11 protein-coding genes are annotated in these 12812 nt (G+C 69.3%); 6 read left to right on the forward strand and 5 right to left on the reverse strand.

Annotated elements, in window-relative coordinates; genetic code table 11:
• Positions 1 to 335: 335 nt before the first annotated feature.
• From NE2_RS28050 to NE2_RS35265, 4 genes are all read left to right on the forward strand, one after another.
• Positions 336 to 1460 carry a polyprenyl synthetase family protein gene (locus NE2_RS28050; RefSeq protein WP_063030979.1) on the forward strand — a complete coding sequence of 375 codons (1125 nt, stop codon included), beginning with the start codon at positions 336 to 338 and terminating at the stop codon, positions 1458 to 1460.
• Entirely contained in the window at positions 1457 to 3013 is a 1557-nt protein-coding gene (crtI, locus tag NE2_RS28055) for a phytoene desaturase family protein (protein ID WP_063030930.1), read from the forward strand. The genes NE2_RS28050 and crtI overlap by 4 nt, the downstream gene beginning before the upstream one ends.
• Before the next feature lie 130 nt (positions 3014 to 3143).
• Positions 3144 to 4733, forward strand: a complete 1590-nt coding sequence (locus NE2_RS28060) for an alpha-(1->6)-mannopyranosyltransferase A (protein WP_084494388.1) — start codon at positions 3144 to 3146, stop codon at positions 4731 to 4733.
• Positions 4730 to 5923 (forward strand): phytoene/squalene synthase family protein, encoded by a 1194-nt coding sequence (locus NE2_RS35265; RefSeq protein WP_084494385.1) that lies wholly within the window; start codon positions 4730 to 4732, stop codon positions 5921 to 5923. Before NE2_RS28060 ends, NE2_RS35265 begins: the two co-directional genes overlap by 4 nt.
• A 326-nt stretch (positions 5924 to 6249) precedes the next feature.
• Here NE2_RS35265 and NE2_RS28070 read toward each other — a convergent pair whose 3' ends face one another.
• Positions 6250 to 6618: an Rv2175c family DNA-binding protein gene (locus NE2_RS28070; protein WP_063030983.1), complete on the reverse strand. Its 369-nt coding sequence runs from the start codon at positions 6616 to 6618 to the stop codon at positions 6250 to 6252.
• 136 nt (positions 6619 to 6754) lie between these two features.
• Between NE2_RS28070 and pknB the strand changes: the two genes are divergently transcribed.
• The gene (pknB, locus tag NE2_RS28075; RefSeq protein WP_106958527.1) at positions 6755 to 8737 is read left to right on the forward strand and encodes a Stk1 family PASTA domain-containing Ser/Thr kinase; all 1983 of its coding nucleotides are present in this window, start codon (positions 6755 to 6757) and stop codon (positions 8735 to 8737) included.
• 7 nt (positions 8738 to 8744) lie between these two features.
• On the opposite strand, the gene NE2_RS28080 is transcribed toward pknB, so the two are convergent.
• The 3 genes from NE2_RS28080 to NE2_RS28090 all read right to left on the reverse strand — a co-directional run bounded on the left by NE2_RS28080 (position 8745) and on the right by NE2_RS28090 (position 10997).
• Positions 8745 to 9059 carry a hypothetical protein gene (locus NE2_RS28080; RefSeq protein ID WP_146165249.1) on the reverse strand — a complete coding sequence of 105 codons (315 nt, stop codon included), beginning with the start codon at positions 9057 to 9059 and terminating at the stop codon, positions 8745 to 8747.
• A gap of 146 nt (positions 9060 to 9205) precedes the next feature.
• Entirely contained in the window at positions 9206 to 9598 is a 393-nt protein-coding gene (locus tag NE2_RS28085; protein ID WP_030514739.1) for a hypothetical protein, read from the reverse strand.
• 13 nt (positions 9599 to 9611) lie between these two features.
• Complete coding sequence (locus tag NE2_RS28090; RefSeq protein ID WP_030514740.1) at positions 9612 to 10997, reverse strand: class II 3-deoxy-7-phosphoheptulonate synthase; 1386 nt, start codon at positions 10995 to 10997, stop codon at positions 9612 to 9614.
• Positions 10998 to 11167: 170 nt separating this feature from the next.
• Between NE2_RS28090 and NE2_RS28095 the strand changes: the two genes are divergently transcribed.
• Positions 11168 to 11683, forward strand: a complete 516-nt coding sequence (locus NE2_RS28095) for a polyadenylate-specific 3'-exoribonuclease AS (RefSeq protein ID WP_030514741.1) — start codon at positions 11168 to 11170, stop codon at positions 11681 to 11683.
• Between the two features lie 127 nt (positions 11684 to 11810).
• Here the strand turns inward: NE2_RS28095 and NE2_RS28100 are convergent, their stop codons facing one another.
• Positions 11811 to 12536 carry a lysophospholipid acyltransferase family protein gene (locus tag NE2_RS28100; RefSeq protein WP_030514742.1) on the reverse strand — a complete coding sequence of 242 codons (726 nt, stop codon included), beginning with the start codon at positions 12534 to 12536 and terminating at the stop codon, positions 11811 to 11813.
• Positions 12537 to 12812 lie beyond the last annotated feature (276 nt).

Genomic DNA, 12812 nt, shown 5'->3' on the forward strand with positions numbered 1-12812 from the left:
TCCCCACCCGCCTGCGATCTGTCGACCGACCACCCCGAGCGCCACGAGACGGTCGCGCACGGACCGGCCGACCGGCCGCGATCTCTCCCGTGCGATGCGATGCGGTGCCGGTAACGCGCGGGCTACGGCGCTGTGGGGCGACGGAACCGACGCAGTAAGGTTCACGGTGGTCCGGCAGCCGCGACGCGAACCCGTTCGCGATGGCCGGCCGGAGGGAATCGGCGGGACCGCCGCAGCCGTCGCCGGTGCAGACGCAGGGTCTCGCCGGCCACATCCTCGGCACGCCGGAGCCGCCCCGGCGTACCCGGTATCGGCTCGCCGATACGACGAACTACCTGGAGGTTGCGTTGTCCGTTGGTCCGGCCAGCCCGGCACGTCCGGCGCCGAACGACTCCGCGGCGCTGGTGCGCGCGGTCGAACAGGCGCTGACCGGATTCTTCGCCGACCGCCGCGAACTGGTCGCCGAACTGGGACCGGTCGTCATCTCCGCGACGGCCGCCCTCGAGGATTTCGTGTTGCGCGGCGGCAAGCGGACCCGGCCGTCGTTCGCCTGGACCGGATGGCTCGGCGCGGGCGGCGATCCATCCGGTGACCAGGCCGAATCGGTGCTCACCGCGTGCGCGGCCCTGGAACTGGTGCAGGCGTGCGCGCTGATCCACGACGACATCATCGACTCCTCACGCACCCGGCGCGGCTTCCCGACCGTGCACGTGGACTTCGAAGATCGCCACCGCGACCACGGCTGGGGCGGCGATTCGGCGCATTTCGGAGTGAGCGTGGCGATCCTGATCGGCGATCTCGCGTTGACGTGGGCCGATGACATGATCGCCGCCGCCGGTCTGGACGCCGCGGCCCGGGCGCGGTTCGCACCGGTGTGGGCGGCGATGCGCACCGAGGTGATGGGCGGCCAGCTGCTCGACGTGCACGGTGAGGCCGGCGCCGACGATTCGGTGGCCGCCGCGCTGCGGATCAACCGGTACAAGACCGCCGCCTACACCGTGGAGCGGCCGCTGCATCTGGGCGCCGCGCTGGCCGGGGCCGATCCGGACCTGATCGCCGCCTACCGGGAGTTCGGCACCGATATCGGCATCGCGTTCCAGTTGCGCGACGACCTGCTCGGCGTCTTCGGCGATCCGGCCGTCACCGGCAAACCGTCGGGGGACGACCTGCGCGAGGGTAAGCGCACGGTCCTGGTCGCCGAGGCGCTGCGCCGCGCCGACGCCACCGATCCCGCCGCGGCGCGGCTGTTGCGCTCGTCGCTGGGCACCGACCTCGCTCCCGATCAGGTCACCCGGTTGCGCGACCTCATCACCGGGCTCGGCGCCGTCGACGATGTGGAGCGCCGCATCACCGAACTGACCGACCGCGGCCTCGGCGCGCTGGCGGCCAGCTCGGTCACCCCCGAGGCCGGCGAACGGCTGCGCGCGATGGCGCTCGCCGCGACCAGGCGGGTCTCGTGAAAACCGTTGCCGGACGGTGCGATCGGATCGTCGTCGTGGGCGCCGGCCTGTCCGGGCTGGCGGCGGCGCTGTATCTGACCGGAGCCGGGCGCCGGGTGACCCTGCTCGAACGCGCCGATCATCCGGGTGGGCGAGTCGGCCTCTATCGCGGGCCGGACTACGAGATCGATTCCGGCGCAACGGTTCTCACCCTGCCCCGGCTGATCGACGAGGCGCTGGCCGCGGTCGGCACCGACGCCGCGGCCCACGGACTGCGGATCCACCGCCTCGATCCCGCCTATCAGGCGCATTTCGCCGACGACAGCGTGGTCGGGGTGTATTCGGATCCGGAGCGAATGGCGGCCGAGGTGCGCCGCGCATGCGGAGCCGCACAAGCACAACGCTATCGGAACCTGCGCGACTGGCTGGCCCGGATCTACGCCGGCGCCTACGACCAGTTCATGGACACCAATTTCGATTCCCCGCTCGATATGGTCCGCATACCCGAGAAGCGCGCGGCGCTGTGGGAACTGGTGCGGCTGGGCGCGTTCGGCCGGCTCGGCCCGCGGGTCGAGCGCATCCTGGGCGATCCGAAGCTGGCGCGGCTGTTCACCTTTCAGGCTCTCTACGCCGGGACCGCACCCGCACAGGCATTGGCCGTCTACGGCGCGATTCCGCATATGGACACCTCGCTGGGCGTCTACTACCCGGTCGGCGGCATGCGGGCGATCACCGCGACGCTGGCGGCCGCGTTCACCGGCGCCGGTGGGCAACTGGAACTGAACTGCGAGGTCAGCGGTATCGATTACCAGGCCGGGCGCGCCCGGCGGGTCCGCACCGCCGGCGGGCGCGACTTCGACTGCGATGCGGTGGTCCTGACCGCCGACCTCGGCTCGCTGAGCCGCTTCGGCATTCGCCGGCACCGCCCGCTGCGAGCGGCCCCTTCCGCGGTGGTCGCGCACGGCACCATCCCGGCCGAGGTGGCGGCGCGGTGGCCGCTACAGGCCCACCACACCATCGATTTCGGCCGGGCCTGGGAGGAGACGTTCGCCGAAATCGCCGCCCGGCGCGGCCGCGGGCGACTGATGAGCGATCCGTCGCTGCTGATCACCCGGCCCGCGCTCAGCGATCCCGGCCAGTTCGTCGAACGGCCCACCGGCCGCTGCGAACCGCTGTCGGTGCTGGCACCGTGCCCGAATCTCGATGCCGCGCCCCTGGATTGGCCGCGTCTGGGGCCGGCGTACCTGCGAGAACTGCTGGCCGTACTGGAGCAGCGCGGATACCGGGGTATCGCCGGACATTTCACCGTCGATCACCTCGACACGCCACAGACGTGGTACGAGCAGGGAATGATCGCCGGAACTCCGTTCTCGGCCGCGCACCTGTTCCGCCAGACCGGACCGTTCCGCACCCGCAATCTCGCTCGCACCCCGGCCAACGTGGTGCTGGCCGGATGCGGGACCACGCCGGGGGTCGGCGTGCCGACCGCGCTGCTGTCGGGAAAACTGGCCGCCGAACGCATTACCGGCCCCTTCCGGCACGCCACGGCGCCACGGCGCCGACCGGCGCGCTAGGGTTGCCGACAACCCATTAAACTGGCCCGCGAACTGACCACTCCCGCGGTTCCGCACCGCACCGACATTCCCGGGGGGAAGACGAACCATGCCGACCCCCGATATGGACACGGCCCCCGCGACAGCGCCGATGACCAGCACCGTTACCACGGTGCCGGTGACCACCGTGCCGGTCCCCGAGCCGGCCGTGCACACCGTGCGCTGGTGGGTGCGCTGGGCCGGCGACTTCTTCCGCAGCCCCGAGGGCCACGCCGCCCTGCTCGGCTTCTGGGGCGCGGTTCTGATCACCTTCGGCGGCTTGGGCGCCGGCGCGGTGCGCCGCAGCGATCCCCTGCTGGAAGCGGCCCACCTGTCCTGGCTGCGATTCGGGCACGGCTACGCGCTGGCCACCATCGTGGTGTGGCTGGGTGTGCTGTCGATGATCATCGCGTGGGTCCGGTTGGGACGCATCACCATCGGCACCGGCGCCCGTCGCGGCCCCGGCAGCACCGTGACGCTGAACGAACTGCGGGTGATCGTCGGCATCTGGATTTTGCCGCTGCTGTTCGCGGTGCCCATGTTCAGCCAGGACGTGTACTCGTATCTGGCGCAGGGCGCCCTGTTGCGCGACGGTTTCGACCCGTACAAGGTCGGGCCGGTGGTGAATCCCGGTGTGCTGCTGGACAATGTGAGCCCGGTCTGGACCACCACCACCGCACCCTACGGCCCGATCTTCCTGCTCATGGGGCAGGCCATCACCAGCATCACCGGTGACAACGTGGTGGCCGGCACCATCGCGATGCGACTGGTCATGCTGCCGGGACTGGCCCTGATGATGTGGGCCGTCCCCCATATGACCAAACACCTCGGCGGTAAGCCGACGGTGGCGCTGTGGCTGGCGGTGCTCAACCCGCTGGTGCTGATCCATCTCATCGGCGGCGTGCACAACGAGATGCTCATGGTCGGCCTGATGGCGGCCGGCATCGCCCTGGTGCTGGAGCGCCACCACGCGGCCGGCATCGTGGTGGTCGCGATCGGTGTCGCGATCAAGGCGACGGCCGGGGTGGCGCTGCCGTTCCTGGTGTGGATCTGGATGATTCACGAACGGGAGCGGCGAGCCGCGGAGAACAAGGGGCCGCTGCCGCACCCGATTCGGACCTTCGTCAAGATCGCGGGCCTCGGCGTGTCGGTGTTCGCGGTGGTCTTCGTGGCCGCCTCCGCGGCCGCGGGTGTCGGTATCGGCTGGCTGACCGCGCTGTCGGGGTCGAAGAAGATCATCAACTGGCTCTCGCTGCCGACGATCATGGCGCACATGGTCACCTGGGTAACGCCGCTGAATCTCGGCGAGGTGCTGGTGTGGACGCGCGGACTCTGCGCGCTCGCACTGGTCGCCATCCTGGTGTGGACCTGGTGGCGCTACAAGAGCTCCGAACGCGATGCGGTGATGGGCATTCTCATCGCCTTCGTCGCGATCGTGATCCTGTCGCCCGCGGCGCTGCCCTGGTACTACTCCTGGCCGCTGGCGCTGGCCGCCGGATTCGCCATGTCGACCACCACCCTGATGATCCTGGTGGGGTTGTGCACCTGGTTGATGCTGGTGTTCCAGCCGGGCGGCTCGATCGGCCTCTACAACGTCTGGCACGTCGCGGCGGCCACCTTCGTCGCCGTGGTGGCGGCGCTGTCGCTGCGCAAGGTGGATCCGCTGCGGCTGCGCGCCGATTCGGGCAGACCCAAGCAATGACCGGCCGCGGCGCCGACGCCGAACTGGCGGCCGCATACCGGCACTGCAGAGCCATCGCGGCGGAACACGGCCGCACCTATTTCCTGGCCACCCGGTTACTGTCACCACCGCAGCGGTCCGCGGTGCACGCGCTCTACGCGTTCGCACGTACCGTCGACGACGTCGTGGATTGCGCCGAAAGCACATGCGACGCGGCCGATTTCGGTGCGCTGGGCGCCCAGCGCTCCGGGGCGGCACGGGATCTCGCCTCCGGTCGCACGAGCAGTCAGGCCGCGCCCGATTCCGGAAACGCCGACCTCACGGCGGCATTGCGCCTGGACCGAATCGACACGCAACTCCGTACCGCACTGACGGATGCGGGGCTCCTCGCCGAGATGCGGTGGACCGCTGCCGGCACAACGGAGGCCGAGACCCCGCACGCGGAAAGCGTGGCGATCGACGCCCCGGTACTCGCCGCCCTCGTCGACACCGTCGCCCGGTATCGCATTGCGCCCGAACACTTCCGGGTGTTCCTCGATGCCATGCGGATGGATGTGCCGGGTAGCCCGCTGTTCCGGAATCGGTATGCGGATATGGGCGAATTGCGGGAGTACATGCGCGGTTCGGCCGCGGCGATCGGGCTGCAACTGCTCCCGATCCTCGGCACGGTGGTGCCGGTGGCCGAGGCCGAACCGGCGGCCGCCGCGCTGGGTGAGGCGTTCCAGCTCACCAACTTTCTGCGGGATGTCGGCGAAGATCTCGATCGCGGGCGCATCTACCTGCCGGGCGACGAACTCGCGGCCTTCGGCGTCGACGCCGATCTGCTCGCTCACTGCCGGCGTACCGGCCGGACCGATCCGCGGGTCCGCCGCGCCCTGGCACATCTGATCGCGACCAACCGCGCGGTCTATCGCACCGCCGCGCCGGGCATCGATCTGCTCCGGCCGCGGGTACGCCCCGCCATTCGCACCGCGGCCGTGTTGTACGGCGGAATCCTCGACGAGATCGAGCGCCACGACTACGCCGTATTCGACCGCCGCGCAACGGTTCCCACCGCACGGCGGCTCCGGGTCGTGGTCACCGAATTGGGTTCCGGATTGCGCCGCCCGGCGAATCCGGCCTCGCCGCTGCGCGCCCCGCTCCCCCGCGCTTCTCACACCGCGGTCCCCCGCGCGTTCCGCACGGCACGTCCGAACGCGCCCCGCGCCTGACACCGAACTCACCGTCACCGACGGACCTCTGCCCCGCCATCGCCCTCGACCCGTCCGCGGCGACCACCGCGCGGCACACCTGCGACGGCCTGCAGGCCGCGACCAGGGCCGCCACCGGCGTCACCGCGGTCGGACTGCCCGACGCCGACCGCCACTGCGCGGCGGACGCCTGAACGGACGGTTTCCACCGCCCGACCGTCGACGATCCGACGAGGGTGGTCAGTTCGTACCCCCCGAACCCGGCGGCCACAAACACCGCCGACTATCTCACGCGGCGGTCGCGGCGCCGAGCGGCCGCGCTCCCGAGCCGAGGCCGAGCGCTCGCCTCAGAACGGTTCGGCCGCGGCCCGGCGGACGACCTCGCGGGCGAGCGGCCCGTGGATGGCGTCGATCGGGCGGCCGGGCAGGGTGTCGTCCTCGGCGTAGATCCACTCGAGGATTTCCTCGTTCGTATATTTCGCATCCCGCATCACCGTGATGAGGCCGGTCAGGGGCTTGGCGACCGCGCCCGAGGAATCGAAGAAATCTTTCGGGATACCGGCGATACCGCCGCGGCGGATCGCGATCAATTGATGATCGCGCAGCATCTGATGCACTCTGGTCACCGCGATGCCGAGGTTTTCGGCCACATCCGGCAACGGGAGCAGGGTTACCGATTCGGGAACGACATCGTCGCTGCAAGGAAATGCACTCACCCGCACAACGGTAGTCCGTCGGCATCCGGATACGGCGTACGCCCGGTTTCGACGGGGGCGTTAGCACGTCATCAGCGACCGGGACGGCGCACGCCTATACGATCGGGGGTGCCGTCACGGGGGCGGCAACCGCTAGGTGAAATTCGGAGGACAGCAGTTGATCGGCCAGATGCTGGACGGGCGCTACCGCATCGACGCGCCGATCGCGCGCGGTGGGATGTCGATGGTGTTCCGGGGAGTCGACACCCGGCTGGACCGGCCCGTGGCGATCAAGGTGATGGACCCGAAGTTCGCCGGCGACCCGCAGTTCCTGACCCGCTTCGAATTCGAAGCCCGCTCGGTGGCCAAGCTGAAGCACCCCTCGCTCGTGGCGGTCTACGACCAGGGCATCGACGGGGAGTATCCGTTCCTCATCATGGAGCTCGTCGAGGGCGGCACCCTGCGCGAACTGCTGCGCGAACGCGGCCCGATGCCGCCGCACGCGGTGCGCGCGGTCGCCGAGCCGGTGCTGCGCGCGATCGGGGTCGCGCATGCCGCGGGACTCGTGCACCGCGACGTCAAACCGGAGAACGTGCTCATCTCCGATGCCGGTGAGGTGAAGATCGCCGACTTCGGCCTGGTGCGGGCGGTGGCGGGCTCGAATATGACCTCGGCCAGCGTCATCCTCGGCACCGCGGCGTACCTGTCGCCGGAACAGGTCACCGCCGGGAACGCCGACGCCCGCAGCGACGTGTACTCCTTCGGCATCCTGATCTTCGAAATGCTCACCGGCCGTGCGCCGTTCACCGGCGACACCTCGCTGTCGATCGCGTATCAGCGGGTCGAGAAGGACGTGCCGAGCCCGAGCCGGTTCATCGAGGGCGTGCCGCCGGAATTCGACGATCTGGTCGCGCACGCCACCGCCCGCGAACCCGCGCATCGCTTCGCCGATGCCACCGAGATGGCCGCCGAACTGAATCGCATCGCCACCGTGCTGCATCTGCCCGACTACCGGGTACCGGCCCCCCGGGAATCGGCCGAACACCTGTCCGCGCGATACCGCGTCGTGCAGACCCCGGCCGCGGCCCCCGGACCGGCCCACACCCCGCAGCCGGTCACCGAGGCGACGACCCGGCTCGCGTCCGAACCGTCCCGCACCCGGGTCATGACCGCGGCCCATCCGATGCCCGAGCCCGAACCGGAGCGTCCGCACCAGCCACCGGCCCCGCCGCATCGGCCGGAATTCGTACCCGATCGCGGCAGATCCCGGCGCCGGGTGCTGATCTGGGCGGCCGTGGTGGTGGTGCTCGCGCTGCTGCTGGGCATCGGCGGCTGGTGGCTGGGCGTCGGCCGTTATTCATCGGTGCCGGCGATCGCCGGGATGACCACGGAACAGGCGACCGCGAAGCTGAAGGACGCCGGATTCGGGACGACCGTGCGCGACAAGGCCTCCGACATCATTCCGGTCGGCGGGGTGGTCGGCACCGATCCCTCCGCCGGGGCCAAGGTGCTGAAGGGGTCGACGGTCGCCGTCCTGGTGTCCAGCGGACAGCCGCACGTGCCGCAGTTTCAGCCCGGCCAGGACACGAAGGCGGTGAACCAGCTCATCCGCGATGCCGGGCTCACCCCCGTCGACGGTGGCGAGAAACCCAGCACCGCCCCGAAAGGGTCGGTGGCGCAACTGGATCCGGCCCCCGGCACGGTTCTGCCGACCGGCGCGCAGGTGAAGGTCTACCGCAGTAAGGGTTCGCAGCCGGTGAAGCTGCCCGATGTGCGCGGCAAGACCGTCGAGGAGGCGAAGGCGGCGCTGCAGAACGCCGGACTCTCCGTCGGTGACACCCGCACCGACTTCGACGCGAGGATCAAGTCGGGTCAGGTCGCGGGCACCGATCCGGCCGCCGGCACCCAGGTGCTCTCCGGCGCCACGGTGACGCTGATCGTCTCCGACGCCATCCAGGTTCCCGATGTCACCGGCAAGAACGCCGCCGTGGCCCGCTCCGAACTCGAGGGGATGGGCCTCAAGGTCGTGCTGAACCAGGTGTTCAGCGGCGACCGCGGCACGGTCCGCGTGCAGTCGCCGTTCGGCGGTTCGAATGTGGCGCCCGGATCCACGGTCACCCTCACCGTCCTGCCGTTCTGATCCGAGCTCAGCCGAGCACGCCACCCACATCCGCGCCGCCGAGCAGTTCGGCCTCGCTGATGCCCAGCCGCCGACTGGCCAGGTCGAGCGCCTGCTGCAGCACCGCGCTGGCACTGGCGCCCACCACCTGGGAATGTTCGAGTCGGCCGTTGCCGCGCACCACCCGCACCCGGCAGCGCCACGCGATTCCGGCGCGGTCGACCTCCGGGCGTTCGATCACGATCGTCACCGGGACACCGTCGATCTCGAGCACATGTTCGGCGAGGGCGGCGATCGGCCTGCTCGCAGCTTGCAATCCCCTGGCTACCGATGCGCTCTGCATAGCGATCCTCTCAGCACATTTCCCGCACAGCCCGTTGCCGCTGCAGTGTCACGCCTGGAAACCTAGTGCAGGTTCGAGCGTTCAGCAACTGGACAGCTAACTTTTGCGGATCATGTCACGATCGCGTGATTTCCCGGCAGACGGTGTCAGCCGACCGCCAGCAACGGATCACCGGTCTCCGGATCGTTGATCGCCACCACCGCCGCGGTGGTGAATACCTCCACCGGCACCCCGCCGATACTCGGGCTGATGTTGGTGGTGATCTGTGCGGCGGCAGCGGCAGGCGCGTAGCCGTGGGACACGTCGAACTCCCAGGAGATCTCGTAGCCCCAGCAGATGTTGAAGATCAGCAGGCGACTGCCGTCGCGCAGCACGACCTCCGACGGAATCCCGTCGCGGTCGCGATCGCGCAGCAACCGCAGGATGGTGCGATCGGCGTTGCCGATCCTGAGCGCGCTCTGCGCGCTGGCCGGACCTTCCCCGCGCGGGCGGCCGTCACCGCGCGAGGGGCCCTCGTCATTGCGAAATACGACGTCCACTACGGCCGATCCGTCACCGCAGCATCTCGGCGACCAGGAATGCCAATTCCAAGGACTGCTGGGTATTGAGGCGCGGGTCGCAGGCCGTCTCGTAGCGGTCCTCCAGGTCCAGATCCGAGATGTCCTGGGCGCCGCCGAGGCATTCGGTGACGTTCTCGCCGGTGAGCTCGATATGCAGGCCGCCCGGATGGGTGCCCAGCGCGTGGTGCACCTCGAAGAAGCCCTGCACCTCGTCGACGATGCGGTCGAAGTGGCGGGTCTTGTAGCCGGTGGAGGATTCGTGGGTGTTGCCGTGCATGGGATCGCACTGCCAGATCACCTGATGTCCGGTGGCCTGCACCTTCTCGATGATCGGCGGCAGCACGTCGCGGACCTTGGTGTTGCTCATCCGCGCGACCAGGGTGAGCCGGCCCGGCTCGTTGGTGGGATCGAGCCGCTCGACATATTCCACCGCCTGATCCGGCGTGGTGGTCGGGCCGATCTTGATGCCGATCGGGTTGGCCAGAAGTTCGGCGAAGGCGATATGGGCACCGTCGAGCTGCCGGGTGCGCTCACCGATCCACAGGAAATGCGCGGACAGGTCGTAGAGCACCGGATCGCCGGCGGCATTGTGGGACAGCCGCAGCATCGCCCGCTCGTAATCGAGGACCAGCGCTTCGTGGCTGCAGTAGATCTTCGCCGACTGCAGGCTGGGATCCTGCACCCGGCAGGCGTTCATGAACGCCAGGCCGCGGTCGATCTCGGAGGCCATCTGCTCGTAGCGGGCACCGGCCGGCGACTGCGCGACGAAATCGCGGTTCCAGTCGTGCACCTTGTGCAGATCGGCCATCCCGGCGCCGGTCAGCGCGCGCACCAGGTTCATCGCCGCGCTGGCATTGGCGTACGCGCGCACCAGCCGGGAGGGGTCGTGCTCGCGCTGGGCCGCGTCGGCGACCAGCGCGTTGACCATGTCGCCGCGATAGGACTTGAGGCCGAGTGCGTCGACGTCGGCCGAGCGGGGTTTGGCGTACTGGCCCGCGATCCGGGCCACCTTCACCACCGGCAGGCTCGCGCCGTAGGTCAGCACCACCGCCATCTGCAGCAGGGTGCGGATGTTGCCGCGGATATGCGGCTCGGTGTTGTCGGCGAAGGTCTCCGCGCAGTCGCCACCCTGCATCAGGAAGGCTTCGCCGCGGGCCACCTCGGCCAGTCGCAGGCGCAACTCCTCGACCTCGGCGGGCACGCACAGCGGCGGCACACTCTCGAGGACGGTGCGCATGGTGGCGGCCTGCTCGGGATCCCACGACGGCTGCTGCAGGGCGGGGCGGGCGAGTGCGGCGTCGAGTCGCCGACGGAGCTCGGCAGGCAGCGGTGGCAGTTCCGGCAAGCGATCGATCGGTACGTCGACGGTCCAGTTCACCAGATCAGAATACGGACCTTCCGCAATCCCGGGGTAACCCGGAGGGTAGGGGGCGATGATTACGTCGGCGCGGGCGGGGCCGTAACCTCGAGCCGGGGCCGGGTCGGGCGGTTCGGCCGAGATATCACCGCGAGCGCCGGTGTACGCCGAATCGGAAAGGGCACGACCGCGTGAAATATTTTTATGACTGCGAATTCATCGAGGACGGGGTGACGATCGATCTGATTTCGATCGGCGTGGTCTGCGAGGACGGTCGGGAATATTACGCGGTGTCAACGGAATTCGACCCCGAGCGAGCCGGGCAGTGGGTACGGCGCAATGTGTTGCCGAAACTTCCCTCCCCCTCCTCGCCGCTGTGGCGCAGCCGGCAGCGCATTCGCGACGACCTCTATCAATTCCTGGTGCCGCGACCGACCGTGCGTCCGGAATTGTGGGCGTGGGTGGGGGCCTACGACCATGTGGCGTTCTGCCAGTTGTGGGGGTCGATGGTGGATCTGCCGACGGCACTGCCGCGCTACACCAACGAGCTGCGCCAGCACTGGGATCACCACGGCCGGCCGGAATTGCCGCCGGTGCCGGCCGATGCGCACGACGCGCTGGCCGACGCCCGGCACAATCTCGCCAAGTACGAGGCCATCGAGGCGTTCCGGCGCAGCGGCGCGATCACCGGTATCGATCGGCGGTAGGCGGCGGGCGCCGCGCTGCGGTGCAACGCTTTCAGCGGCCGCGACAACGCTCGTGCGGCAGATTCTCGTGCCGATACGACTCGGCCCCCGGACGGTTGTCCGGGGGCCGAGAACGTAACGGCGATAGTCAGCTCGCCAGGGTCTCCGGGATCCGTTCGGCCTCGGGGCGGCTGCCGGAGGGCACGCCCTTCTTCAGGCTGGCGGCGTAGACGTCGACGTATTCCTGACCCGACATCCGCATCAGCTCGTACATGATCTCGTCGGTGACGGCCCGCTCGACGAAGCGGTTACCACCCATTCCCTCGTAGCGGGAGAAGTCGATCGGCGCACCGAATTTCACGGTGACGCGGCGGCGGCGCCACCGGAACGGGCCGGGAGGGCACACCTCGTCGGTCCCGATCAGCGCCACCGGGATCACCGGCACACCGGTCTCCAGGGCGAGGCGTGCCACACCGGTCTTGCCCTTGTACAGGCGGCCGTCGGGCGAGCGGGTGCCTTCCGGGTACAGGCCCACCATGCGACCCTCGCTCAGCAGTTTGCGAGCGGTGTTGAGCGCATCCTCGGCGGCGCTGGCGCCGCTGCGGTCGATCGGATACTGGCCGGTGCCGGAGAAGAAGAACTTCTGCAGCCGGCCCTTGAGTCCGGGCGTGGTGAAGTATTCGGCCTTGGCCAGATAGGTGATGCGACGCGGGCTCAGCAACGGGGTGAACAACCAGTCGGTGAACGACAGATGATTGCCGGCGAGGATGACTGCTCCGTCGGCGGGAATATTCTCTACGCCCTCGACCTTCGGCCGGTTGTAGATGTGCATGAAGGGCCCGACCAGCACGAATTTGAGCAGCCAGTAGAACATTGCGTCCTTTCCCCTGAGATTGTCGAACGGGACCGGCCTCGTCGCAGGCACCTCCGTCGGCACCGACTCTACCGTCGCCGACCTGCTGCGACCAACCCCACACGAGGTATTTCACATGCCCGCAATCACATCGGTGAAATCGGGTACACATGAGGTGCTTACATGCGCGAAAACCGACCGGGCGTCGAGCGAATCGGCGGGATGTATGACGCCCCGGATCGTTTGCTCCCTACCTAGTGCGACCCGGCCGCCCGGTCGACGCCCCGGGGCGAGAAA

The sequence above is a fragment of the Nocardia elegans NBRC 108235 genome (assembly GCF_001612845.1).
GTDB lineage: Bacteria > Actinomycetota > Actinomycetes > Mycobacteriales > Mycobacteriaceae > Nocardia > Nocardia nova.